The 25,441-nt window shown below is 34.2% G+C and carries 28 protein-coding genes and 1 pseudogene; 23 read left to right on the top strand and 6 right to left on the bottom strand.

The genetic code is table 11. The annotated features are described in order from the left end of the window. Positions 1–17: 17 nt before the first annotated feature. The gene (locus MHB74_RS13455) at positions 18–863 is read right to left on the bottom strand and encodes an oxidoreductase (protein WP_061679763.1); all 846 of its coding nucleotides are present in this window, start codon (positions 861–863) and stop codon (positions 18–20) included. 136 nt (positions 864–999) lie between these two features. Here MHB74_RS13455 and MHB74_RS13450 point away from each other — a divergent pair, with 136 nt between their 5' ends. The 7 genes from MHB74_RS13450 (at position 1,000) to lpdA (ending at position 8,629) form a co-directional block, all read left to right on the top strand. Beyond that, the gene (locus MHB74_RS13450) at positions 1,000–1,959 is read left to right on the top strand and encodes a helix-turn-helix transcriptional regulator (protein WP_061679764.1); all 960 of its coding nucleotides are present in this window, start codon (positions 1,000–1,002) and stop codon (positions 1,957–1,959) included. 110 nt (positions 1,960–2,069) lie between these two features. After that, entirely contained in the window at positions 2,070–3,266 is a 1,197-nt protein-coding gene (locus MHB74_RS13445) for an MFS transporter (protein ID WP_061679765.1), read from the top strand. 41 nt (positions 3,267–3,307) lie between these two features. Continuing rightward, entirely contained in the window at positions 3,308–3,787 is a 480-nt protein-coding gene (locus MHB74_RS13440; protein ID WP_061679766.1) for a DinB family protein, read from the top strand. Positions 3,788–3,956: 169 nt separating this feature from the next. Then, the gene (acoA, locus tag MHB74_RS13435; protein ID WP_061679767.1) at positions 3,957–4,955 is read left to right on the top strand and encodes an acetoin:2,6-dichlorophenolindophenol oxidoreductase subunit alpha; all 999 of its coding nucleotides are present in this window, start codon (positions 3,957–3,959) and stop codon (positions 4,953–4,955) included. A gap of 17 nt (positions 4,956–4,972) precedes the next feature. Next, positions 4,973–6,007, top strand: a complete 1,035-nt coding sequence (gene acoB / locus MHB74_RS13430; RefSeq protein ID WP_061679768.1) for an acetoin:2,6-dichlorophenolindophenol oxidoreductase subunit beta — start codon at positions 4,973–4,975, stop codon at positions 6,005–6,007. Positions 6,008–6,034: 27 nt separating this feature from the next. Then, positions 6,035–7,234 carry a dihydrolipoamide acetyltransferase family protein gene (locus MHB74_RS13425; RefSeq protein ID WP_061679769.1) on the top strand — a complete coding sequence of 400 codons (1,200 nt, stop codon included), beginning with the start codon at positions 6,035–6,037 and terminating at the stop codon, positions 7,232–7,234. A gap of 15 nt (positions 7,235–7,249) precedes the next feature. Beyond that, positions 7,250–8,629, top strand: a complete 1,380-nt coding sequence (gene lpdA / locus MHB74_RS13420; protein WP_061679770.1) for a dihydrolipoyl dehydrogenase — start codon at positions 7,250–7,252, stop codon at positions 8,627–8,629. An 81-nt stretch (positions 8,630–8,710) separates the two neighbouring features. On the opposite strand, the gene MHB74_RS13415 is transcribed toward lpdA, so the two are convergent. After that, a complete protein-coding gene (locus MHB74_RS13415) occupies positions 8,711–9,307 on the bottom strand; it encodes a hypothetical protein (RefSeq protein ID WP_061679771.1) in 597 nt (198 codons plus the stop codon). A 221-nt stretch (positions 9,308–9,528) separates the two neighbouring features. Between MHB74_RS13415 and MHB74_RS13410 the strand changes: the two genes are divergently transcribed. Beyond that, on the top strand, positions 9,529–10,155 hold the full coding sequence (locus MHB74_RS13410; RefSeq protein WP_061679772.1) for a DUF4085 family protein: 627 nt from the start codon (positions 9,529–9,531) through the stop codon (positions 10,153–10,155). A 49-nt stretch (positions 10,156–10,204) separates the two neighbouring features. On the opposite strand, the gene MHB74_RS13405 is transcribed toward MHB74_RS13410, so the two are convergent. Then, positions 10,205–10,696 (bottom strand): hypothetical protein, encoded by a 492-nt coding sequence (locus tag MHB74_RS13405; protein WP_061679773.1) that lies wholly within the window; start codon positions 10,694–10,696, stop codon positions 10,205–10,207. Positions 10,697–10,946: 250 nt separating this feature from the next. Between MHB74_RS13405 and MHB74_RS13400 the strand changes: the two genes are divergently transcribed. The 7 genes from MHB74_RS13400 (at position 10,947) to MHB74_RS13370 (ending at position 16,155) form a co-directional block, all read left to right on the top strand. Then, positions 10,947–11,717: a DeoR/GlpR family DNA-binding transcription regulator gene (locus tag MHB74_RS13400; protein ID WP_061679774.1), complete on the top strand. Its 771-nt coding sequence runs from the start codon at positions 10,947–10,949 to the stop codon at positions 11,715–11,717. A 12-nt stretch (positions 11,718–11,729) separates the two neighbouring features. After that, positions 11,730–12,272 carry a GNAT family N-acetyltransferase gene (locus MHB74_RS13395; protein ID WP_061679775.1) on the top strand — a complete coding sequence of 181 codons (543 nt, stop codon included), beginning with the start codon at positions 11,730–11,732 and terminating at the stop codon, positions 12,270–12,272. A 27-nt stretch (positions 12,273–12,299) separates the two neighbouring features. Continuing rightward, positions 12,300–12,638, top strand: coding sequence for an NIPSNAP family protein (locus MHB74_RS13390; protein ID WP_061679776.1), 339 nt, complete (start codon positions 12,300–12,302; stop codon positions 12,636–12,638). Positions 12,639–12,952: 314 nt separating this feature from the next. Next, positions 12,953–14,803 (top strand): sigma-54-dependent Fis family transcriptional regulator, encoded by a 1,851-nt coding sequence (locus tag MHB74_RS13385; protein ID WP_061679777.1) that lies wholly within the window; start codon positions 12,953–12,955, stop codon positions 14,801–14,803. A gap of 112 nt (positions 14,804–14,915) precedes the next feature. Continuing rightward, positions 14,916–15,173 carry a DUF3977 family protein gene (locus MHB74_RS13380; protein ID WP_061679778.1) on the top strand — a complete coding sequence of 86 codons (258 nt, stop codon included), beginning with the start codon at positions 14,916–14,918 and terminating at the stop codon, positions 15,171–15,173. A 136-nt stretch (positions 15,174–15,309) separates the two neighbouring features. Beyond that, a complete protein-coding gene (locus MHB74_RS13375) occupies positions 15,310–15,543 on the top strand; it encodes a DUF3953 domain-containing protein (protein ID WP_061679779.1) in 234 nt (77 codons plus the stop codon). Between the two features lie 153 nt (positions 15,544–15,696). Continuing rightward, positions 15,697–16,155, top strand: coding sequence for an SRPBCC domain-containing protein (locus MHB74_RS13370; RefSeq protein WP_061679780.1), 459 nt, complete (start codon positions 15,697–15,699; stop codon positions 16,153–16,155). 27 nt (positions 16,156–16,182) lie between these two features. Here MHB74_RS13370 and MHB74_RS13365 read toward each other — a convergent pair. Both MHB74_RS13365 and MHB74_RS13360 read right to left on the bottom strand, forming a co-directional pair. Continuing rightward, positions 16,183–16,764: pseudogene (locus tag MHB74_RS13365) on the bottom strand (hypothetical protein); the annotation flags it as partial. Positions 16,765–16,868: 104 nt separating this feature from the next. Next, the gene (locus tag MHB74_RS13360; RefSeq protein ID WP_061679781.1) at positions 16,869–17,480 is read right to left on the bottom strand and encodes a TetR/AcrR family transcriptional regulator; all 612 of its coding nucleotides are present in this window, start codon (positions 17,478–17,480) and stop codon (positions 16,869–16,871) included. 159 nt (positions 17,481–17,639) lie between these two features. On the opposite strand from MHB74_RS13360, the gene kynU reads away from it, so the two are divergent. The 5 genes from kynU (at position 17,640) to MHB74_RS13335 (ending at position 22,104) form a co-directional block, all read left to right on the top strand. Further along, positions 17,640–18,926, top strand: a complete 1,287-nt coding sequence (gene kynU, locus MHB74_RS13355) for a kynureninase (protein ID WP_061679782.1) — start codon at positions 17,640–17,642, stop codon at positions 18,924–18,926. Between the two features lie 2 nt (positions 18,927–18,928). After that, on the top strand, positions 18,929–19,558 hold the full coding sequence (gene kynB / locus MHB74_RS13350; protein ID WP_061679783.1) for an arylformamidase: 630 nt from the start codon (positions 18,929–18,931) through the stop codon (positions 19,556–19,558). A gap of 32 nt (positions 19,559–19,590) precedes the next feature. Beyond that, positions 19,591–20,430, top strand: a complete 840-nt coding sequence (kynA, locus tag MHB74_RS13345) for a tryptophan 2,3-dioxygenase (RefSeq protein ID WP_061679784.1) — start codon at positions 19,591–19,593, stop codon at positions 20,428–20,430. Positions 20,431–20,546: 116 nt separating this feature from the next. Further along, positions 20,547–21,464 carry a serine hydrolase domain-containing protein gene (locus tag MHB74_RS13340; protein WP_061679786.1) on the top strand — a complete coding sequence of 306 codons (918 nt, stop codon included), beginning with the start codon at positions 20,547–20,549 and terminating at the stop codon, positions 21,462–21,464. A 16-nt stretch (positions 21,465–21,480) separates the two neighbouring features. Continuing rightward, a complete protein-coding gene (locus MHB74_RS13335; protein WP_061679787.1) occupies positions 21,481–22,104 on the top strand; it encodes a Pr6Pr family membrane protein in 624 nt (207 codons plus the stop codon). Between the two features lie 52 nt (positions 22,105–22,156). Here the strand turns inward: MHB74_RS13335 and MHB74_RS13330 are convergent, their stop codons facing one another. Then, the gene (locus MHB74_RS13330) at positions 22,157–22,489 is read right to left on the bottom strand and encodes a DUF3889 domain-containing protein (protein ID WP_061679789.1); all 333 of its coding nucleotides are present in this window, start codon (positions 22,487–22,489) and stop codon (positions 22,157–22,159) included. Between the two features lie 144 nt (positions 22,490–22,633). Between MHB74_RS13330 and sleB the strand changes: the two genes are divergently transcribed. The 3 genes from sleB to MHB74_RS13315 are packed head-to-tail and all read left to right on the top strand — an operon-like array spanning position 22,634 to position 25,392. Next, positions 22,634–23,413 (top strand): spore cortex-lytic enzyme, encoded by a 780-nt coding sequence (sleB, locus tag MHB74_RS13325; RefSeq protein ID WP_061679791.1) that lies wholly within the window; start codon positions 22,634–22,636, stop codon positions 23,411–23,413. 15 nt (positions 23,414–23,428) lie between these two features. After that, a complete protein-coding gene (gene ypeB / locus MHB74_RS13320; protein ID WP_061679793.1) occupies positions 23,429–24,769 on the top strand; it encodes a germination protein YpeB in 1,341 nt (446 codons plus the stop codon). A 26-nt stretch (positions 24,770–24,795) separates the two neighbouring features. Next, the gene (locus MHB74_RS13315) at positions 24,796–25,392 is read left to right on the top strand and encodes a YhcN/YlaJ family sporulation lipoprotein (RefSeq protein ID WP_061679794.1); all 597 of its coding nucleotides are present in this window, start codon (positions 24,796–24,798) and stop codon (positions 25,390–25,392) included. The last annotated feature ends 49 nt before the right edge of the window (positions 25,393–25,441 follow it).

The following is a 25,441-nucleotide window of genomic DNA, read 5'->3' as shown; positions in this document are numbered from 1 at the left end:
CCTCTTTCAAAAGTCTATTACATTTTCTTAAAGCTTCTCAAAACAATGTATTCCCACAATCTCCAAGGAAGAATCTTCTTCGCGAAGATCATAAATTTCACACCTTTTCCAATCGGATATCGTAAATTCGTACGCTTAGATTCAGCGATTTCTACAATTTTATTAGCAACATCTATCGGATTACCAAATGTATCACTGCCGCTATTAATATGTTTTTGTATTTTATCCATATATTCTTTATAAGGAGAAGATGTATCAGATTGGTTTGTAGCTAGTTGTTTACCAACTTCCCAAATATTTGTGTTATAAGAACCTGGTTCTATTAAAGCAACATCTATTCCGAACGGTTTTACTTCTAAACGAAGAGATTCACTCCATCCTTCTAATGCATATTTTGAAGAAACGTAAGGGGATAGACCAGGGAATCCAACTTGACCACTGATGCTGCTTATATTAATGACTTTCCCACTTTTTTGTACTCTCATATAAGGTAATACAAGTTGAGTAATTGATATAGCTCCAAACAGGTTCGTTTCAAATTGTTTACGGTATTCCTCTACTGGAATTTCTTCTACAAAGCCCCCATTTGCATATCCTGCATTATTAATGAGAAGGTCTACTCTGCTTATTTCTTGTAAATGCAATTGAAAGTTATGTATAGAGTTTTGATTGGTTACATCTAATTGCTGAATTTTTATGTTTTGTTGTAAGTTGAGTTTAGTAGCTTGAGATATTAAATCTTCTTGCTTATTAATGTTTCGCATTGTGGCGATAACTAAATAGTCTTTTTTCGCAAGCTCAAGTGTTGTTAAAAGTCCGAATCCACTTGAAGCCCCAGTAATAACAGCGATTTTTTTATTCATTTTTTGCTCGCTTTCTTTTTCTTTTATCATAACGAATTGTATAGCGAATAGCTATTTATTGTATAAAGATATTTGTTATAATTGAAAAACATTATCAATTAATTGATGGTTTATTTATAAAAGGAGTGTGGATTTCATGAGGACTAGCGGTTTTCATGATATTTTTCATAAATATTTTCATGAATTACAAATGGAAGATGAGAGACATATGTATGTAGCAAATATATTAGGTAAAGGAGAAATACGAAGATGGACGTCGTTTTCTGGAATGGAAATGGTGTTATCAAACTTTCAATTCCATAATAATCGCCATATTCAGTTTGCATCAGATGCAGCAATGGTGGAACTTAATTTTTGTTTGCAAGGTTTTGCGGAGGTGCAAGTAGGTCATTCTTCGTATGAATTAAAGAATGGAAATAGCTATTTATATTTTATGAATGATTTTGAAGTGTTATTTGAATATGAAAAAGAGAAGCCGCTATATTCATTAGCTATTGGAATCCCTGTACCATTATTTAATCATTTTATGTTGGATTATGCGGATGAAGGAATGCTTAATTTTCACGCTATATTAGGTAATAACTCATTTAAAAAGTTGCAAAGTCCAATTGACTCTCTATCAGCTAATATTATTTCAAAAATGATAGATTTTCCACATCAAGATCGTATATATCAACTAGAAATGGAAAGTAAAGTGCTTGAATTACTCTCCATACATTTTGGTAGGTTTTTGTTAAAGAATCGTAATGAAATAAAAAGAAGAGTTTTATCAAAAAGTGATATAAATAAAATAAAACGTGCTGAAGAAATATTAATGCAGCGGATGGAATTACCACCATCATTATTAGAACTAGCTAAGTTAGTAGGGTTAAATGATTATAAATTAAAACTGGGATTTAAAGAGTTATTTGGTACATCTGCATTTGCATATTTAAGAGAACGGCGAATGGAACGAGCAATGTTTTTATTACGTTCTGGAACTAGTAATGTAACTGAAACGGCAATCGCTGTTGGGTACAAAAATATGAGTCACTTTTCAGAGTCATTTAAAAAGAAATATGGAATAAAACCTTCTGAAATTTTACGTATATATTAAAAATCCGCTATACCGTAAACTCCTCCGTTATTTGGTAGTTGTATTTTGTAATGGTCAGTATAATTACAATCAACATCTAATTGCAAATAACTATTTATGGAGGAATTTAAATGAATGAACGGAATGAACATCACTTTTGGGTATTTGTATTAATAGGAATGTTCCTTATTATAACAACAACCGGTTTTGCACGTATGGCATATGGAATTATATTGCCATTTATGCAAGAGGGGCTTCACTTATCTACAGCTCAATCAGGTATGTTAGGAACTATACTTTTTTTAGGCTATTTATTAACTGTAGGAACATCTGGAATATTTACTATCCGTTTTGGCGCTAAATTCGTTTTATTAATAGGGAGTTGGCTTGTTGTTGTAAGCTTATTGGGATTAGCTTTTGTTTATTCATTTTGGCTACTCGCTATTTGTATGCTATGTGCTGGAGCTGGTAGTGCTTTAGTATATACACCACTCATGTCAATAACGGTAGGGTGGTTTCCAGGTAAAAGAGGAACTGTAATGGGGCTGTTATTAAGCGGTGCTGGAATAGGTATGCTATTTAGTGGAATAATTGTTCCTTATGTAGTACGTGCATTTCCCGAGTATAGTTGGCGCGGTGTATGGTTTTTGTTTGGAGTTATTACATGTATCGTAGTATGTATCGCTTCAATTATTTTGAAAAATCCTGATGTAACCGAAGATGAGGAGAAAAGGAATCATAAATCGTTTTTATGGAAAACAAAAGAACTATATGTTATTGCATGGATGTATTTTATTGTGGGCATTGTTTACTTAATCCCGAATTTATATCAAACTAGTTTTATGATTGATAGTGGTATTTCGGCATCAATGTCAGGAACCATTTATGCAATTGCCGGTATGTTTTCAATAGTAGGAGCTCCTATCTGGGGATTGATTTCAGATCGGATTGGCATAAAGAAAACGTTATGTAGTGCACTTTTATTAGCGGTAATAGGTGATGTGGTGCCAATTCTTTTTGAAAACATAATGGGTTTTATCGTATCGGCAATAATTTGGGGTTCTAGCCTCGGTGGTATCCTTTTATTAATACAAGTTACAGCATCAAAGCAAGTATCCCAAAAGTATGTATCAATGGCAATTAGTTTTATATCTGTTTTTTATGCAATTGGTCAAATGATTGGACCAGGACTTGCAGGCTGGATTATTGGGACAAGTGGCTATACAGCTGCTTATGGATTAGGTGCGTTCGGTTTCTTTATATGTATATGTATGGGATTGCGTTTAAAAAGAGGAAATCTTACAAACTCAGCGTATTTAGAGAAGTGAGTATTGTCATAAAATGAAGCTTTTTTAAGGAGGGACGTAAAGTGGTACATGTGAAAGATGTATTAGCAGATCAATTATTAGCGAATGCGAACGATCCCAGTTGGTATATGCCATTTTCAGATGCTGTGAAAGATCTATCTGAGAGAGAAGCTTTCTGGAAACCGAATGAAGAGAGTAATAGTATAGCTGAAATTGTACAACATTTATTGTATTGGAACTCAACGTGGCAAACTAGGTATAAAGAATCGAATGTAAATGCCGTGCCCGCTATTGGTGATAATAACAAAAGTTTTATGCTTTCAGATAATCAATCTTTCGATGAGTTAAGAGAAAAACTACTAGAGAAACTGTTACAATGGCAAAAGCTTATAAATGAAGAGAATGTTGAAAGCGATGTAGTTGGATTTCCTGTTTCTGCAAAGTGGTGGGAAGTGTTAGCAAATGTAACAACCCATAACGCTTATCATATTGGTCAAATTATTTACATCCGGAAGTTACAGAAAAGTTTTGATAATGAATAAGATTGTGATTCTCAAATTAGGTGAACAAAAGTGGACAAAACGAGACATAAGTCTCATTTTGTCCACTTTTTTATTTTTAAAGGAAAGAGAAAAGCCATGAAATCAAGGTTTAGAATTTGGCACAGTACTTGCAATATAAAAGGTGAACAAGAAAATAGGAGGGCTGGACATGTTAAAAACAACTGAAAGTAAAGGGAATGAAATTACGAAAGAACAAGCTCGTTGGATGTATGAAAAAATGTTAGAAATTCGTAAGTTTGAAGATAAGGTACATGAATTATTCGCGCAAGGCGTTCTGCCAGGTTTCGTTCATTTATACGCAGGTGAAGAAGCGGTAGCAGTTGGTGTATGTGCCCACTTAACAGATAGTGACAGTATTACAAGTACGCATAGAGGACATGGGCATTGTATCGCAAAAGGCTGTGATTTAAATGGGATGATGGCTGAACTTTTTGGGAAAGCGACAGGGTTATGTAAAGGTAAAGGCGGTTCCATGCATATTGCCGATTTAAATAAAGGAATGCTTGGTGCAAATGGGATTGTAGGCGGAGGTTTTCCACTTGCTTGTGGCTCAGCATTAACAGCTAAATATAAAGGAACGAAAGATGTAAGTGTTTGCTTCTTCGGTGACGGAGCAAATAATGAAGGGACATTTCACGAAGGGGTTAATTTAGCGGCGATTTGGAAGTTACCAGTTATTTTTATCGCAGAAAATAACGGTTACGGTGAGGCGACAACATTTGAATATGCTTCAAGCTGTAATTCCATTGCAGATCGCGCGAAAGCTTACAATATTCCAGGTGTTCAAGTAGATGGAAAAGATTTACTTGCGGTGTATAGAGCAGCGGAAGAAGCAGTAGAACGTGCGCGTAATGGCGATGGTCCAACAATAATTGAATGTATGACATATCGCAATTACGGTCATTTCGAAGGTGAAGCGCAAACATATAAAACTTCAGAAGAAAAAGAAGAACATTTAAATGAAAAAGATGCGATTGTGAATTTCCGTAAGCATTTAATTCATGAAGCTTTATTAACTGAATCTGAACTTGTTGATATGGAAAAGGCAGTAGATGAGGCAGTACAAAAATCAATTGAATTTAGTGAAAATAGTCCATATCCAGAGGACGAAGAATTATTAAAAGATGTATACGTTTCTTACAAATAAGAGGAGGGTGAAAAATAATGACTAGAACAGTTAGTATGTCAACTGCAATCAATGAAGCGATGAAAATATCAATGCGTCGTGATGAAAATGTAATTTTAATAGGAGAAGATGTTGCAGGCGGTGCACAAGTGGATCACTTGCAAGATGATGAAGCATGGGGCGGTGTACTCGGCGTTACGAAAGGGCTTGTACAGGAATTTGGCCGGAATCGTATTTTAGATACTCCAATTTCTGAAGCTGGTTATATGGGAGCAGCAATGGCAGCTGCGGCAACAGGTTTACGTCCAATTGCTGAATTAATGTTTAATGATTTTATCGGAAGTTGTCTGGATCAAGTATTAAACCAAGGTGCAAAATTCCGCTATATGTTCGGTGGTAAAGCGAAAGTTCCAGTTACAGTACGTACGATGCATGGTGCTGGTTTTAGCGCAGCAGCACAGCATTCGCAAAGTTTATACGCATTATTTACGAGTATTCCAGGTATTAAAGTTGTCGTTCCTTCCACTCCATATGACGCAAAAGGCTTATTATTAGCGGCAATTGAAGATGATGATCCAGTAATCTTCTTTGAAGATAAAACACTTTACAATATGAAAGGCGAAGTACCAGAAGGGTACTATACAATTCCTTTAGGGAAAGCAGATATGAAACGTGAAGGTTCTGATGTAACAATCGTCGCAATTGGAAAACAAGTTCATACAGCACTTGCAGCTGCTGAGCAATTATCGAAAAAAGGACTTGAAGTAGAAGTAATCGATCCACGTTCTTTATCACCGCTTGATGAAGATACAATTTTAGCATCTGTTGAAAAAACGAATCGCTTAATTGTTATTGACGAAGCAAATCCAAGATGTAGTATTGCAACAGATATTGCGGCAATTGTAGCAGATAAAGGATTCGATTTGTTAGATGCACCTATTAAACGAATTACAGCACCACATACACCAGTTCCGTTCTCACCACCACTGGAAAAGTTATATTTACCAACGCCGGAGAAAGTAATTGAAATTGTATCTGAAATGATCGGAGACCAATCTTTATTACATGTGTAATGAAACGATGAGAAGGGAGAGAGAAACATGGCTGTAGAAGTTGTAATGCCGAAGTTAGGTATGGCGATGAAAGAAGGTATTATTACGAGCTGGAATATTAAAGCGGGTGATCATGTAGCAAAAGGTGAACTAATTGCTAGTATTAACTCGGAAAAAATCGAAACTGAAATAGAGGCACCAGCTGATGGAACTGTTCTTGATATAGCTGTAAGTGAAGATGAGGGAGTTCCACCTGGTACTGTAATTTGCTACATCGGTAAGCAGAATGAAAAAGTAGAAGTTCATGAAAGTACACATGTTGTAGAAGAAAAAATACCTAATTTAGAATCTAAAAATGTACAACATCCAGAACCATATGCGAAAGAAGTAGCAAAGCAAAGAATTAAAATTTCACCTGTAGCGAAGAAAATTGTAAAGTCTGAAAATCTGGATATCAAGGTATTGGTTGGTACAGGTCCTGGCGGAAGAATTACAAAGGTAGATGTATTAAAGGCGCTTGAAGAAAGAGTGCTGATTCCAGAAGTACTTGAACAAGAAGAAAGTAAAGTCATTCCTGTTACTGGTATGCGGAAAGCAATCGCAAACCGTATGCATGCAAGTTTACAAAATAGTGCGCAATTAACATTAACGATGAAAGTAGATGTGACAGATTTAGTGGCTTTACATAAAGACATAGCGGAAGCTGTACAAAAACGATACGATAACAAACTAACCATTACGGATTTTGTTTCTCGTGCTGTAGTATTAGCGCTTGGAGAGCATAAAGAAATGAACAGCGCGTATATAGATGACGCAATTCATCAATTTGAACATGTTCATTTAGGCATGGCAGTCGCGTTAGAAAAAGGATTAGTTGTCCCAGCTATTCGCTTTGCTAATAATCTATCTGTAGTAGAGTTATCTAAAGAGATTAAGAATGTGGCACAAAAAGCACGAGCAGGTAGTTTAAGTAGTGATGATATGCAAGGAACAACATTTACAATTAGTAATTTAGGTAGCTTCGGTATTGAATATTTTACGCCAGTATTAAATACACCTGAAACTGGTATTTTAGGTGTAGGTGCAATTGAACATGTTCCTGTATATAAAGGGAAAAAATTAAGAAAAGGCAGTATGTTACCTTTAAGTTTAACATTCGATCATCGTGTATTAGATGGTGCACCAGCAGCTGCATTTTTACGTACAATTAAACGTTATTTAGAAGAACCTGTAACAATTCTTTTATAAAGAGAAGGTGAGAGAATGAGTAAATTAGTTGTCATTGGGGGCGGTCCTGCTGGCTATGTAGCAGCAATTACCGCGGCTCAAAACGGAAAAGATGTCACTCTTATTGATGAAGCTGATCTTGGTGGGACTTGTTTAAATGTTGGTTGTATGCCTACGAAATCATTGCTAGAAAGTGCAGAAGTGCATGACATTGTGAGAAAAGCGAACTATTACGGAATTGCTCTTAATGAAGGAAGTATTTCAGTAGATTGGAAGCAAATACAGGTGCGGAAATCACAAATCGTAACGCAACTCGTGCAAGGAATTCAATATTTAATGAAGAAAAATAAAATACAAGTTATACAAGGTAAAGCGAGATTTGAAACAGATCATCGAGTGAGAGTTACACATGGTGATAAAGAAACTGTAGTAGATGGAGAACAATTCATTATAGCCGCAGGTTCAGAACCAACTGAATTACCTTTTGCTCCATTTGATGGGAAGTGGATTTTAAATAGTAGCCATGCAATGTCCCTAGAAAAAATACCAAAATCATTATTAATCGTTGGCGGTGGTGTAATAGGTTGTGAGTTTGCAAGTATTTATAGTCGTCTTGGAACAAAAGTTACGATTGTTGAAATGGCACCGCAATTATTACCTGGTGAAGATGGAGATATCGCACAAATATTAAAAGCGAAACTAGAAAATGATGGCGTAGAAATATTTACAGGAGCAGCTCTAAAAGGATTAAATAATTATAAGAAACAAGCTTCATTTGAATATGAAGGAAATATCCAAGAAGCCAATCTGGAATATGTACTTGTTTCTGTCGGCCGAAAACCACGTGTACAAGGATTAGATTTAGAAAAAGCAGGCATTCAATTTTCAAATAAAGGGATTGCTGTGAATGAACATATGCAAACAAATGTATCACATATTTACGCAGCAGGTGATGTGATTGGTGGAATCCAGCTTGCTCACGTTGCTTTCCATGAAGGAACGACAGCAGCATTACATGCGAGTGGAGAAGATGTGAAAGTTAACTATCATGCAGTACCTCGATGTATATACACATCCCCAGAAATCGCAAGTGTCGGTTTAAATGAAAAAGATGCAAGAGAGCAGTACGGTGACATACAAATTGGCGAATTTCCTTTTACAGCGAACGGAAAAGCGCTTATTATTGGAGAACAAACGGGGAAAGTAAAAGTTATTGTGGAACCTAAATATCAAGAGATTATAGGGATTTCAATTATCGGTCCTCGTGCAACTGAACTGATCGGACAAGGAACTGTAATGATTCATACAGAAGTTACCGCTGATATAATGAGAGATTATATTGCAGCGCATCCAACTTTATCTGAAGCGATTCATGAAGCATTATTGCAAGCGATAGGACATGCTGTACATGCTTAATGAAAATATAATAAACCACTATTCTCTAAATGAATAAGAGAATAGTGGTTTGAATTTTTACAGAAAAAATTGAATATCCTATTATTTTTTTACGTCAATCGCTGAAGTAATATCGTTCCAATCAGCAGCTAAATTAGCAGTTTTACCGTACCAATCAGCATGTTTAAATACAACACCTTTTCCATATCCTTGTGTAGAAGTATGCTCCCAAAGTGTCGTTGAATAACTTGCTGAAGGCGATGCTGTACTTACAGAAGAAATTCTATCATTCCAGCTAGATGGTAAGTTTTTAAAACCGCTGCTCCAGTAAATATATTGGCCACCTTTATCTTTATGTTCATAAAAATCAGTACTACCAGCACCGCTACCTAAAGGATTAATTTTATTTTTAAGTGCTTTTTTATCCTTTTCAATATAAGCATCTAATGTTTCACGGCTAGTAAAACCGTAAGCTAGCCAATCTCCATTTTCATTTTGCTCAGGTAATACCATTGTAATTTGGATGTTTTTCTTATCCTGATCACTTAATTTTGCAAATGAATTAACATTCTGTTCATCCACTTTTAAATAGTCAAATGACTTAATTGTGTTACTTTTTTCTTCAGCACTTACTGCACCTAATCCTCCAGTTAATGCGAATCCCGCTACTAGTGTACCTGCTACTAATTTCTTCAACATATAACCATCCCTTTTTGTTTAGATTTTTGTACAGGTGAATCATTGTACTAGTACAATGTATTCCAATTGAGAACTATTGTAAATATTCTGAAGTTTTAGAAATAAAAGGCGGAATATTTACAGTTTTGCATTTTTTCTTTAGAAAAAATAGTTATTGGAATGATATAATAAATAGATATATCGCTTTTGTTGGATGTTAAAATATTTTAGGAGGGAAGCTATTGAAGTATTTCAATAAAAATTGGTATAAAGAAATGCAAATTATAGAATTTGTAAGTTATATAGAGTCTATAAAAGAATGGTCAGAAATGGATATACAAAGTTTAATTGAGGAAATAAAGGAAAGGAAAATAGATTTATTAAAATTCCTTCCTGAATCCATACATCCATTTATTCATAGCATCACAATTAATTCAGAATATCCTTCTAGTGAATTGAAAAAACTTATGAAAGTATGGATAGGGGATTGTGAGAAAAGAAGGGCTCAATTAGATCGATTCTATTTAGATCACTTCCATTCAATTAAGAAAAAACTCCCAACAAATGTTATTCAGTTACATGAATACTCACTACATGACAGTGTATTAAAATCAGTAGAGAGAAGATCAAAGGATACGCTAATTATTACTTTAGATTGCAGTGGTACTTTCAGTGAGTTTGATAAACTGCAAGTAACTTTTACAGGCGTAACGAAGTGTTCAATTCCGGAAAATTTTGAAGGTGCTTTGTGGTTAAGTCATGAAATAGATCTTACTAATGAAGGGTTCGAATTAGGTGTTTTATTTGATTGCCCATTTGAAGAAGTGACAATTTGTGCAAAAGACGTATTGCTTGAGATAGGTAACTAGTAAACTTTATAAATTTACAAACAAAAAAACAGTCTTATAAGACTGTTTTTTATTTAGATGCTAAATTATCAAGTTTCCAAAATGTATCTGTTAACGGTGCAGCTTTACTATCTATGTATAAATACATAGAATTTAAATCTTTTGGTGAAGTTTTCATATTAAATACAATGTCGCTAGTTAAAGAAAACTCAGAAGGAACCTTTTTAGCATTTTCATTTTGTATAACTTCACCTTCGTATTTTTCACCTGTTTTTTCATCTTTTATGAAATATTTTATTTCTGAAAGATCTATCGTTTGTCCGTCAGTACGAGCATTATTTATAGTAACGCGAGCTGTGAGACGCCACTCTTTGTGTATTTTCTCGAATTTTGCATTTTCAACAGTTGCTCTATAGTATTCATTTTTATATATTTCCCCATAGTGCATTGCATCCTTTTCAAGAGCGCTCTTTTCTTGTTTTGGTGTAGTATTTCCATTACATCCTGCCATTAGTCCTGTGAATAATAATGCTGTACAAGTTACTTTAATTATAGATTTCATAATAATTCCTTTCTGTGTTAAAAAATAAAGCATAGGAATAATTTTACATGAATAGGAAGGTAAATGGAAGTGTATTTATGTAATATACAGATATACATTTATTTAGTTTTCAAGTTAATGGGATAGAAGGTGGGAGTAAAAGGTATAAAACTGAATAAATAAGAATTGAAAATATTGTAATGCAGAAAAAGCATGCATATAATTAAAATAAAGATGAAATTTCAGAATCTTCAATGGCGGTGGTGGGTACATGTTTACTGAAGAGCGTAGAGAGAAAATTTTAGAGTTACTTAAGAAAGATGGAAGAGTAATCGCTAAGGATCTTGCGGAAAGTTTTGATATGTCTATTGATTCGATAAGAAGAGATTTATCTATTATGGAGAAGGACGGCCTATTAAAAAGAACGCACGGAGGTGCAGTTGAACTTACACGAGTGAGAAACTTAGCGACTGAACCATCGAAACGTTATCGTGATAGTTCAATAGAGGAAGATGCGATTGCGAAAGTTGCTGCATCCTACATACAAGAAGGCGATTCCGTTTTTATTGGCGGGGCTTCTATTCATTATGCGATGTTAAAATATTTACCTGAAATGTCATTTACAGTGATTACGAATTCTTTAGAAATTGCTAGTAAGTTACGGGATTATAAGAATGTAGATACGTACTTAATTGGTGGAAAGGTGAAACCATCAGGAAATATGACAGATACACTTGCCTCAGAATTGATAAGTAGATTCTCTATTGATCTGTATTTCTCTACAGGCGGTGGCATTTCATTGAATGGTATAAGTACTGCTACGCCGGAAGTTGCTTATTTTGGAAAAACAGTAAGTAAAATTGCTAGAAAAAACATTTGTTTAGCTCCTCATACAAAACTAGGAATAGACTGCTTTATAAAAGGAGAGTCAATAATAGAAATTGACCTTATCATAACAGATGAAGAGGCTAGTAAAGAAACAATTCAACAATTTGAGAAACAAGGTAAAGAAATTGTAATAGCGTCAATACACCTCATTTAAAAGGAGTTTAAGATGATTATAAAAAGACAAGAGTTTCATATAAATGGATTAACTTATACAATTCGTTCTGCGGCTGAAACGGATGCGGAGCAGTTATCAGAAATTAGAGTGCAGATCGATGGCGAAACTGAAAATATGGATAGAGAAGTTGGAGAGGGATTTATAGATAAGAAAGGGTTTCAAAAAATAATAAAAACAGATCGTGAAGAGATAAAGAATCTGTTTTTAGTTGCAGAAGTGCACAATCGAATCGTAGGATTTTCAAGATGTGAAGGTTCTAATTTGAAAAGATTAACCCATAAAGTAGAGTTTGGTGTTTGTATTTTAAAAGAGTTTTGGGGATATGGAATGGGTAAAAGTCTATTGCAACAATCTATTCATTGGGCTGATGAAAATGAAGTGAAAAAGATATCATTACAAGCGTTAGAGACAAATGAAAAAGCCATTCAACTTTATAAGAAATTAGGTTTTGGAGTAGAAGGTATTTTGAAAAATGATAAAAGACTGTCGGATGGGAAGTATTATAATACGGTAGTAATGGGAAGGTGTATTTGAGGCTGTTCATAAAAGAGGTGGAAATGTATGTATTATAGAAGAAAGTACTATATAGTAAAGAATGAATTTATAGAAATATTTAATGAGCATTTTACTAATACGAACTTACCTAATCAATTAAAGCATGGTTCCAGGCTAATAGGACGCTGGATGAAAGATAACAATGATGGTACAACTGAAATATTCGCCATATGGGAATATGATAGTTATGACGAGTATAAAGAGATAGAATCGAAAATTAGAAGCGACGAGAAGCATGTTAAAAGAATACATGATTGGTATGAAAAACATGGCGGAAGAGAATATGTTTTACAGAAGTACATAGTAGAGTTAAAAAATGAAGAGTTAGTATGTACTGTAAAGTGATAGAGGAGTGAGGAATGATGAAAATTAAAACAAAATTATATTTTAGTTTAGCATCTACCATTTTATTTGCAATAGCGGTCATAATTTTCTTTATAAATGATACTCCACAAAAGTGGTTTTGGTTATGTATTTTCTTTGCTTCCATTATACAAAATATAGTTCTACTAAAAAAGAATAAAGAAGTTCATTAATATATACTAATTATTAACATATTTGTGTCGTCTTTCTAGTTTTATTGAAAACGCTTTTATTCAGTTTTATAATAAAAGTATATTTTTACAGATCTCCAAAACAATGAATAGGGAGATGATACAATGTTAGCTTCACCGTTTTACTTACATACATGGAAAAAGTTTGTTGATGAAGGTGTTCTTGATTCGAACCGTATAAACGAAAGGATTTCAGAGTCATGGTATCGATGTAAACAAGCAAATGTGAATCCTCATATGAATAAAGGTCAGAAAATTTTGTCTTCTAATGTTTTTCAGGATCAAAAGAAAAAGAGTGAAATCTTCCTTGATATAGCAATACCTCAAATACAAAATATGAGAAAAACCATTGATGAACTGCAAATGATGGCATTATTAATCGATCCAGATGGTTACGTTCTATCGTTAAGTGGAAATCAACAAACGTTGAAACGAGCGAAACATATTAATTTTATTGAAGGTGTGAAATGGACAGAAGCAGCTGTTGGTACAAATGCGATAGGAACCGCGTTACAGATTGAAGAGGCCATTATGATAAGTGGTACAGAGCATTATTCTATCGCATCTCATAGCTGGAGTTGTGCGGCCGCTCCCATTCATAATGATGATGGGAAATTAATTGGAGTTCTAGATTTCTCCTGTCCAATTGAATTTTCACATCCATATATCCTCGGAATGGTAACTTCGATTGCATATGCGATTGAACGTGAATGTAGTATTCGAGTGCATCAAAACGAACTACACTTAATCCATCGTTTTTTAGATGTAATTGACAGTGATGAACAGGTTGTTATATGTAACCATCGTGATGTTATCGTTTCTGCAAGCAAGAGTGTACGGGAACGAGTTTCGAATTGGTCACGAATGAAACTTGAAGATTTAATGCAAAATGGATTGAAACCTAAATTAGAAGTACCAGTATATAGTAAGGATAGAATGATCGGGAAATGTATGTATGTAAAGGAAAATAAACAGGGGAATGTATTTTCAACGTCCACATTTATAAGCGAAATCACTTTCCCTGGAGTGATTGGGACAAGCAATGCATTTCAACATACTTTAGAAGAAATTAAGCTTGTATCTCCAACTGACGCTAGTGTATATGTTTGTGGTGAAACAGGTGTAGGGAAAGAATATGTAGCGAGAGCGATTCATGAAAATAGTCCAAGAAAAAATGGTCCTTTTATAGCTGTTAATTGCGGCTCATTGCCGAAAGAATTAATGGAAAGTGAATTATTTGGTTATGCTGAAGGAGCGTTTACAGGTGCACGCCGCCAAGGATATAAAGGGAAATTCGAACAAGCGGACGGAGGAACAATATTTTTAGATGAAATTGGTGAAGTACCGCCAGAGATGCAAGTAGCATTATTGCGTGTTTTACAAGAACGAAAAGTAACCCCAATTGGCGGTTCAAAAGAGGTACCGGTAAATATTCGTATTATTACTGCGACACACAAAGATTTACTGCGATTAGTAGAAGAAGGGAAATTCCGTCAAGATTTATATTATCGTTTACATGTATATCCGCTGTATGTTCCATCGTTAATGGAAAGAAAAGAAGATATTCCGTACTTCATACAACATTTTTGTGAACGAAAGAATTGGAATGTTGTATTTCCAAAGAGCATTTGTAATCAATTTTCACACCATGCATGGCCAGGAAATATTCGAGAATTATTAAATGTATTAGAACGTATTTACATTTTGTCGCAAGGACGGGAAATATGTGAAAAACAAATCTCTTTTTTATTACAAACTATGATGGGAAATCAACATCAACTTGCATTGCAAGCAGAAAATAAAACAGAGCATACATTAAATTTCCGTGAAAAAATACAGCGTGATAGCATGATTGAAGCGTTAGAAAAGACGAATGGAAATGTATCGTTAGCTGCAAAATTGTTAGATGTACCTCGAAGTACATTTTATAAACGGATGCAAAAATTTAGTCTATAAAAGTAGATTATTGTAATCTACTTTTTCTTTGTGGGCTCATGTTCTGTCGGAATGTGCGCTTACCGGGGAAATAATAGAATAGTCAGAAAGTAATTTCCGGAAGGTGGACTATGTGAAGTATATTGAAATTGGCATCGGAAATAGGTGGTTCGTTCGAACAGAAACAGAAAATAAAGATGGAACTGAATTTGAGGAACGAGGAATTATAAAACCAATTTATTTTGAGTCTTTATATGTACGAATTTGGTTTCGGAAAACGTGTTTTATTTTTGATACGAATGAAGGGTTTAAGAAAGTAAGAAAAAGTAGAGATGAGTATAAGTTTATTGTTGGAATTGTTAGTAGGATAAATAAAGAAAAAGAGTGCTAATATACGTAATTATATTGGCATGGAAATTCTTTGGACTTTTATCAAAGTCATGAAAAGCAATTTTTACAAATATAAATTGTTAAGAAAGCCGCTAAGGAAACTTAGCGGTTTCTTTTTAAATAGGAGGGATTTGCGTATGAATAGGATCTTAACGATTTCCCTTGCAATTATTGTAATGGGGTATTCCATTTATAGTTGGGATGATTCTTCGAAACAAAGTGTACTAATTTTACAAACGCTTTTAGGGTACATGTTAGTTAGTATGGGGGTGCAAACTTTAAAAAATAAAGAAAATAGGAGTATAGGAATTGCTTTACTACTTGTTGCTTTATTTTTAATTGTTGTATCGTTTATAAAATATTTTATATGAATTCTTATTTAAATTACTGAAAAATGATTTTCTTATTACAATAAGCATCCTCGCAATAAAAGTTAAAATTCTACTTGTATTTCACTATATAAGATATGGCATAATGATTTAGTTAATATAGAATTGGATAGGGTATTTGAGAGGGGCAGTTTAATGAGTTTCGCACTAGAAATAGTAATAAAAGCACCAATTGATGTAGTTTGTGACTATATTGTAGAAGATGAAAAAATAAAAGAATGGAATACGTTTATAATAGAAAATCGTTATCCTTCAAATATGGATAAAGAGAATCCATGTGTAGGAGATAAATATATCTCTGTTCAAAAAGTCGGTAAGAAAATAATTGAGGCAGAAGTAGAAATCATTGAATACGATGCACCACATATTATTTCACTAGGAAGTGAAATGAAGCAAGGTTATTCAGCGATGACTTATATGTTAGAAGAAGATGAAGAAGGTACAGCACTAACATTAATTTCAGAATATGAACCTAGTAATTTTTATTATAAAATCATGTATAAGTTAACAGGCTGGATATCACGAGGTATAACTATGGAACAAATAGAGCGTCTAGCAGAGTGTGTAGAAACTGCTTATAATAAAGAAAATTAATATTAAAGACGTATTAAGGGAAAAACGTTACTCAAAGGATTGAGTAACGTTTTTATTATTTGAAGATTTTTCATTGGAAATTTTAATAGCTCGTTCAAATATTTCTTGATCAATACGAAATTTTTCTGTTATCCAATAAGTAAGTTCAAAAGAGGTAAGGTTATGTTCTTTTTTCTTACCTTGGAAATATTGTTTTAAAACATTATCATTTATAGAAGTTGGAATGCCATCAATATAACTGAAAATTCGAATTTTTTGTAACGCAGGAGAAGTCCGCCAATCATTAGACTTTGTAATAAGTTCTTTCATACTTGATAAATGTATTGACTCTGTATGTAAGGTTTTCGCTAGACCTGAATCTCTAGTAATTTCAATACTATTATTTGAGACTTCATAAGTAAAAGTTTCTCTTACATTACTAACTTGAAATGATTTAAAAAGTGGATAAGCTTGGAATAAAGGTGCACAGTAACCAACATCAACATAATATGGTTGCTCTAAGTTAACTCGTAAGCATAAATGTCCAGGATCCATATACATATAATGAACATCAAAACCAAGATTTGATAATAACCAATGGAATCCAATCGAGTGTGTCCAACAAGTACCGCTTCAATATAGAAATTGTTATTGGGACCAGCTTTAGCGTTACCATACCCAGATAAAATATTTTTATAGAGGTAAAATAGCACACCTTACTTATTGAAGGTGTGCTATTTATATAACCCAGTCGTATACATTTCCGTCAATGTATGTACTAGCTCTTCTAACTCTACATTGTTATTATTTTTCACAATCGTCCAAAGAAACATCTCATTCATCGCGAACCAAGCACGTGCTACAATTTCTTTATTTAATTCAGGCTGTGCTAATCCACTTTCTTGAGAGTATGTAATATCCTGCGTAATATTGTTTATAAAGCGTTCCCGTATCTCGTCCCATTTTTGACGTATCTCTTTTGATAATCCAATCGCTTCTTGTACAACTTGCAAAATAGCTCGTTCTTTCTTTGCTAGTTGTAGAAATGCTCTAACTTGATTTTGAATCATTATACGTGCTTCTTCTTTCGTTTGAGGCGAAAAGGAGCGGTCAGCAATATCATAAAATTGATTCATGACATCTTCCATTAAAACGATGAGGAGGTCGTCTTTGTTTTTAAAGTATACATATGCGGTTCCATAACCGGTTTCTGCATGTTTAATAATTTGTGTAATTGTCGTTTTTTGAAATCCGTTACTTATAAAAATAGTGTAACCAGAGTTTAATAGTTTCTTCTTTGTTTCTAAGGAGCGGTGTTTTCTTGATGAAAGAGTATTGTTTTTCAAAGAACCACCTCTTTATACTGAAATATCTGAAAATATAACTGTATTGTAAAAGAAATGCATATATAAAGTCAACTGACATAATATCATTGACGTTATATCAACTAAGGTGATATATTTCAATTAGTTAGAATAAAAAGAAAATTAAAAGAAGGTGACACCATGTATAAAGAACCATTTCAACCAACTTATGAATATGCGCTTGAATGTGATAAACATGATGAACTGAAAGATTTTCAAACTGAATTCTATAAAAAAGAAGGAACAATATATCTAGATGGAAACTCATTAGGACTACTTTCAAAAAGAGCAGAGAAATCGTTACTTATGTTGTTAGATTCATGGAAGGAGTATGGGATTGACGGCTGGACTGAAGGAGAGCATCCGTGGTTTTTCCTTTCGGAGAAATTAGGTGAATTGACTGCACCTCTTATTGGAGCTTTACCGGAAGAAACAATTGTAACCGGTTCCACGACGACGAACATTCATCAAGTAATCGCGACATTTTATGAGCCGAAAGGAATACGTACAAAAATTCTTGCTGATGAATTAACATTCCCGTCAGATATATACGCTCTTCAAAGTCAAATTCGTTTGAAAGGATTAAATCCAGATGAGCATTTAGTACGAGTGAAGAGCCGAGATGGAAGAACACTTTCTGAAGATGATATTATTCAAGCGATGAAGGATGATATCGCGTTAATCTTATTGCCTTCTGTACTATATAGAAGCGGACAAATTCTTGATATGAAACGTTTAACAGCGGAAGCGCATAAGCGTGGTATTCATATCGGTTTCGATTTATGTCATTCAATCGGTTCTATTCCGCATCATTTCAAAGAATGGGATGTTGATTTCGCTATTTGGTGTAATTATAAATATTTAAATGCAGGTCCTGGTGGAGTTGCGGGGCTTTATGTAAATAAAAAGCATTTTAATAGACTTCCAGGATTATCAGGTTGGTTTAGTTCTAGAAAAGATAAGCAATTTGATATGGAACATACATTAACAGCTGCTGATCATGCAGGTGCTTATCAAATTGGTACACCGCACGTATTAAGTACTGCACCGTTAATCGGTTCTCTTGAAATCTTTAAAGATGCTGGTATAGAACGTTTACGTGAAAAATCGCTACATATTACAAGATACATGCTTAATTTAATTGATCATGAATTAAAAGATTTTGGATTTACAATTGGCAATCCATTAGAGGATGAAAAACGAGGCGGACACATTTATTTAGAGCATGCTGAAGCGGCACGTATTTGTAAAGCGTTAAAAGCAAATGGAGTTATTCCCGATTTCCGTGCACCTAATGGAGTAAGACTTGCACCGGTCGCTTTATATAACACATACGAAGAAGTGTGGCATTCTGTTCAAGTTTTAAAGAAAATCATGAAAGATGAAGAATATAAGCAGTTTGAAAATAAGCGAGAGGTTGTGGCATAAGCATGAAAACTTCAGAGTGGATTGATATTTCACAACCGCTAAATAATGATATTGCCACTTGGCCAGGAGATACAACGTTCTCGTATGAAGTTTCATGGTCAAAAGAAGAGAGTGGATCAGTAAATATCGGAAAGTTAACGATGAGTATTCATACAGGTACTCATATTGACGCACCGTTTCATTTTGATAATGATGGTAAGAAAGTAATAGATTTAGATGTCCAAGTTTATGTCGGTCCAGCGCGCATCATAGATGTTTCTAATCTTGAAAGCATTGGGAAAAAGGAATTAGAAAGCTTTCATTTAGAAGGCGTAGAAAGATTGTTGTTACGCACATCTTCACATGGCAAAGTGAATGAATTCCCAGATGTAATCCCGCATTTACGTGCAGATATAGCACCGTTTCTTTCAGAGAAAGGTATCCGTTTAATCGGGGTAGATGTACCTTCAGTAGATCCATTAGATGATAAAGAGTTAGCGGCGCATCATCAATTGTTTAAACATGGCATACACATTTTAGAAAATGTCGTATTAGATCACGTAGCAGACGGCGATTATGAATTAATCGCATTACCACTTGCTTTAACAGATGCAGATGGAAGTCCAGTTCGAGCAGTTATTAGACCAATTTAAGTAGAATTATATAAAAGGGGCGTTTGGCTAATATGAAAGAAAACGAAAAAGTAATTATGGAAAAAGGAATTCATACGGATTTTAAAGAGAATATGACGTACGGGGAGTATTTACAATTAGATAGTTTACTATCTTCTCAAAAGAGATTATCAGACCATCATGATGAAATGTTATTCATCGTGATTCACCAAGCAAGCGAACTTTGGATGAAGCTTATTTTACATGAGTTAAATGCAGCAATCGAATCTATTAAAAATGATAAATTACAACCAGCTTTTAAAATGTTAGCACGTGTATCAAAAATTCAGTCGCAAATTATTCAATCTTGGGATATTCTTGCGACATTAACGCCATCAGAGTACATTGAGTTTCGTGATTCACTCGGTCAAGCTTCAGGTTTTCAATCGTATCAATATCGTATGATTGAGTATGCACTTGGCTATAAAACGCCGCATGCATTAAAAATTTATGAAAAAGATCCAGAATTACACGCTCGACTTCATACAGCGCTACATACACCATGTTTGTATGATGTCGCAATTCAAGCTCTTGTAAAAGAAGGATTCCCGATCCATCAAGATGTGTTAAACCGTGATATTACGCAGCCTTATGAAGAAGATGCAACAGTAGAAGCAGCTTGGATTGAAGTGTATGCGGATGTGAAAAAATATTGGAATTTATATCAACTCGCTGAAAAATTAATCGATATTGAAGATTGGTTACAACAATGGCGTTTCCGTCATATGAAAACGGTAGAACGTATTATCGGACATAAAATGGGAACAGGCGGCTCTTCTGGTGTGTCTTATTTAAAACGAGTGCTTGATCAACGTTTCTTCCCAGAACTTTGGAATGTTCGTACAAAATTATAAAAAGAAACCTGTCAGTTCATAACTGGCAGGTTTCTTTTTCATTTGAACGCAACTATGTTTTAATGAAAGATACAAGTTATAATAAATCAAATAGCAATCTAATTGGAGGTAAAGTTTTGGATTTTAAGCAACTAGAAAACAAATTTGAAAAGAAAAAAGTAAATACATTTCTTGTTTATCAAAAAGGCGAGTTAACAACTGAGTATTATAAAACGTTAGAATGTGAAAATAATCTATTTAAAATAAATTCGATTACAAAAAGCATCGTATCTATATTAATTGGTATTGCAATAGATAAAGGCTATATAAATGATATACATACACCGATTACAGCGTGGATTGAAAATGTATCTGAGGAAAAGCAGGATTTGACTCTGTATCATTTATTAACGATGACTACAGGTGAGGATTGGAAAGAGTTTGGAAATGGAGTAGTGTTCCCAAATGATTTTGTAGAATCGGAAAACTGGGTCCAGTACATATTAGAAAAACGAATAATTGAAGAACCAGCTACCAAAATGAATTATAACTCAGGTTCTTCGCATTTGCTTAGCTACATTATTCAAAAAGCTACTGGAATGTCGACAGAGCAGTTTGCGAAAGGGCACTTATTTAATCCGTTAGAAATTACAGAATATGAGTGGCAACAAGATCCCCAAGGAATACATGTCGGCGGGTTCGGCATGAAAATGAAATCTAAAGATTTATTAAAGCTCGGAATATTATGTTTGCAAAATGGATATTGGCAGGGAAATGAAATTGTATCATCGAAATGGTTAGAAGAATCAAGTACAGCTCTATTTGAAACGTATGAACATGTCGGGGCGTATGGGTATCACTGGTGGGTTTTGAATAACGAAAGATTTCACATACCGTATTTTATATATTTTGCTATGGGATATGGCGGACAATACATCGTTATCATTCCGCAGTTAGAGCTTGTTGCTGTCATAAGCAGTCATATGCCAAAACGTGGACTTGTTCCATTGAAATTATTTTTGGAGCATGTACAGGAGAATAATAAGTTTATATAAGAAGAGGAGAGAATGTATGAAAGGTGTAAAAACATTATCTTTATTTAGACTATGTTTAAGTCTTTTAGCATGTAGCGCGATTATTACGCAATTTATAATAAGAGCACAAGTGAAACCATTCAATCCAGTTAATTTTTTTAGTTTTTTCACGATTGAAAGTAACATCTTAGTAGCAGTTATTCTCCTTCTTAGTAGTATTGGAACTACTACATTTGTTCGATCAGAGCAGTTTGGTATACTTCGTGGTGCGGCAACTGTATATATACTTACGACAGGCCTCATATATTTTTTACTATTAAGAGGATTAGAAGAATCACTTCAAACCGCAATACCATGGGTAAATACAGTGCTACATTATATCATGCCAATTGCCATGCTTTTAGATTGGATTTTAAATCCACCAAGTAAGAAGATTACTTGGAAACAAGCTGCAAGTTGGCTCTTATTCCCGTTTTTTTACGTTGTATATAGCTTAATTCGTGGTTCAATCGTAGATTGGTATCCATATCCTTTTTTAGATCCGAGAATAGGGGGATATGGTAGAGTGCTTTTATACAGTATAGGGATAGCAGTTGTAATTGGCGCTATTTGTATATTGGTAAGGTTTTTAGGGAATCGAAACTTTAGGAAAGAATTTTAAAAATGAAAGAAACCCCACTGTTCATATTTTTAACAGTGGGGTTTCTTTCATTTTATCTACTCGTCTTCTGAAACGACATTTTTATAAACTTATCCGTCTTCGTTTCAAACTCTACATCAACAAAAACACCATATTCTTTCCCATCCTCACGTAGCCACAATTTAAATTTTTCGATTGTTATTTGAACGGTTTTTGGTTTTCTACCTATATGAAGATAATCAATAATCTCAGCTTTTGGGTATTGTTCTTTCGTCTTTTCTACAGCAAGTTTCCCCCATTTGGCATACGGAGGCTGCGCGTGAACAATTGATGGCCCAGTATATATGTTTGAACATGTTGTTATGAACAGGATGACGAGTGCGATACGTTTTAACAATTTCTTCATAATGAACTCCTTTTATCTTTTTTTATATTGTTTACATATTTTTTTAACGATATGAGTTTGGATTTTTTTGTCTTCTTTACATAAAAGCGAGCCTTTTACAAAACATAACCAAGAAATCATTTCCGGAATTAAGGAGGGAAAATTATGCGTCAAAAAGCTATTTTTAAAATAGCAATTTTACTTGCGTTCATCGGACTATCTTTGATGGTAAGTAGTATACAACTAAAAAATGTAGAAGCTTTTTCTAATCAAGTCATTCAAAGAGGAGCATCTGGTGAAGATGTCATTGAACTGCAATCTCGTTTGAAATATAACGGATTTTATACGGGAAAAGTGGATGGGGTTTTCGGATGGGGTACATACTGGGCACTTCGAAATTTTCAAGAGAAATTCGGATTACCTGTTGATGGTTTAGCTGGAGCTAAAACGAAGCAAATGCTTGTGAAGGCAACGAAGTATGACAAGTCGACTGCTAATAAAGGAACGACAACGAATAAAGGAAATAGTGGTGGTACTGCACAAGAAAATAAACCACCTCAAAATAAAGGGACAAATGTTCCAAATGGTTATTCTCAAAATGATATTCAGCTCATGGCAAACGCAGTATATGGAGAATCTCGAGGTGAGCCATACTTAGGACAAGTTGCAGTAGCAGCGGTTATTTTAAATCGTGTTACAAGTGCATCGTTTCCAAATACCGTTTCGGGTGTAATTTTTGAGCCAAGAGCATTTACAGCGGTAGCAGACGGACAAATATATTTAACGCCAAATGAAACAGCGAAAAAAGCTGTATTAGATGCAATTAATGGATGGGATCCAACAGGAAATGCATTGTATTATTTCAATCCAGATACAGCGACAAGTAAATGGATTTGGACTCGTCCACAAATTAAAAAGATCGGAAAACATATTTTCTGTAAATAGAGCGGAGGTGGAACTATGTTACGAGGTATTATAATCGTATTATTAACAGTCGGTGTAGTTGGAACGGGTTACTGGGGCTATAAAGAGCACCAAGAGAAGAATGCAGTATTAATTCGAGCAGAAAATAGCTATCAACGTGCGTTTCATGATTTAGCGTACGAGGTTGATTTATTGCATGATAAAATCGGAACAACACTTGCGATGAATTCACGTGCATCTTTATCACCTGCATTAGCAGATGTATGGAGATTAACATCTGAAGCGCGTTCGGATGTAGGACAACTTCCTTTAACATTAATGCCTTTTAATAAAACGGAAGAATTTTTAGCGAATATCGGTGATTTTAGTTATCGTGCAGCCATTCGTGATTTAGAAAAAGAGCCGTTAAATGATCAAGAATACAAAACGTTGGAAACTTTATATTCAAATGCAGGAAATATACAAGATGAGTTACGAAAAGTACAACATCTAGTTTTGAAAAATAATTTACGCTGGATGGATGTTGAGATGGCACTCGCATCAAATCGTGACCCTGCAGACAATACAATTATTGACGGTTTAAAAACAGTAGAGAAAAACGTAACATCCTATTCATCTACAAACTTCGGACCTACCTTTACTAGTGCACAAAAAAATAAAAAAGGCGGATTTGAAGCTGAAGGGAAAGTAATTTCTAAAGATGAAGCAGCGAAAATTGCAAAATCGTTTTTGAACTTAAAAGGAAATGAAAAAGTAGATGTTGAGAAAAGTGGAAAAGGTGCGAAAGAATCTTTCTATAGTGTGAAAATAAAAGATCCAGCAACGAATAATGAGTTTTATATGGATATTACCGGAAAAGGCGGATATCCAATTTGGGTTATGAATAATCGAGAAATTAAAGAACAGAAAATTAGTTTAAACGATGCAGGAAGTAAAGGTTTGACATTCTTAAAGGATCATAAATTTAATAATATGGAGCTTTTTGATAGCTCACAATATGATAATGTGGGTGTATTTACGTATGTAGTAAATGAAAATGGCGTACGAATTTATCCAGAAGCAATCCAAATGAAAATTGCTTTAGATGACGGTTCTATCGTTGGATTTTCCGCAAAAGAATATTTAGCATCACATCAAAAACGAACAGTTCCATCAGCAAAGCTAACTGCAGCAGAAGCAAGAAAGAAAATCAATCCAGATGTTAAAGTTATGGAAGAACGAAAAGCTGTCGTAGTAAATGATTTGCATAATGAAGTACTTTGCTATGAGTTTATAGGTACTTTAGGAAAAGATACGTACCAAATTTTCATTAATGCAAATAGCGGTGCAGAGGAAAAAGTGAAGAAAATGCAAGCTGTTGAAAAGATTTATGATTAAACTTTAATAGTAAAGTGGTGAAAATAATGAAGATCCTAATATATATGTTGATGCTTTGCTTTTTAATAACTGGATGCAGTATTGGAAAAAAGGACAATCCAAACGAAAAACCAGAGCAAAAAAATGTTTCGACGAAAAATGTTAATTACACGAACAAACCAAATAAGCCAAATGAAAAAGCAGCGGACCATTTAGCGTCTTTAGCCGCAAGTGTGCCAGGTGTGAATGATGCAACTGCCGTAGTAGTCGGCAAATATGCTATTGTAGGTATTGATGTAAAAGCGAAACTTGATCGAACTCGCGTTGAGTCAATTAAATACTCTGTTGCAGAAAGTTTGAAAAACGATCCAGATGGTGCTAATGCAGTCGTTGTAGCAGATGTTGATACGTATGAACGACTGAAACAAATTGGAAAGCAAATTAAAAAAGGAAAAACAGGTGAAGGTATACTTGATGAGTTAGCTGCAATCGTTGGCCGCGTAATGCCGCAAGTTCCAAATGATATGATTGAAAATCGAGAAACGAATCCAATTAAAGATAATGATAAACAATTACCAAAAGATGAAGAACAAGAACTAAGAAAAGAACAGAATGACCAATCAAATAATCATTTGAATAAATAAAATTAACCCCGTACTTAATTGTACGGGGATTTTTCAATATAATATTTAA

Origin of the sequence: Bacillus sp. FSL K6-0069 (genome assembly GCF_038007785.1) — a bacterium.
GTDB lineage: Bacteria > Bacillota > Bacilli > Bacillales > Bacillaceae_G > Bacillus_A > Bacillus_A mobilis.
This window is presented reverse-complemented; position numbering and strand designations above follow the sequence as displayed.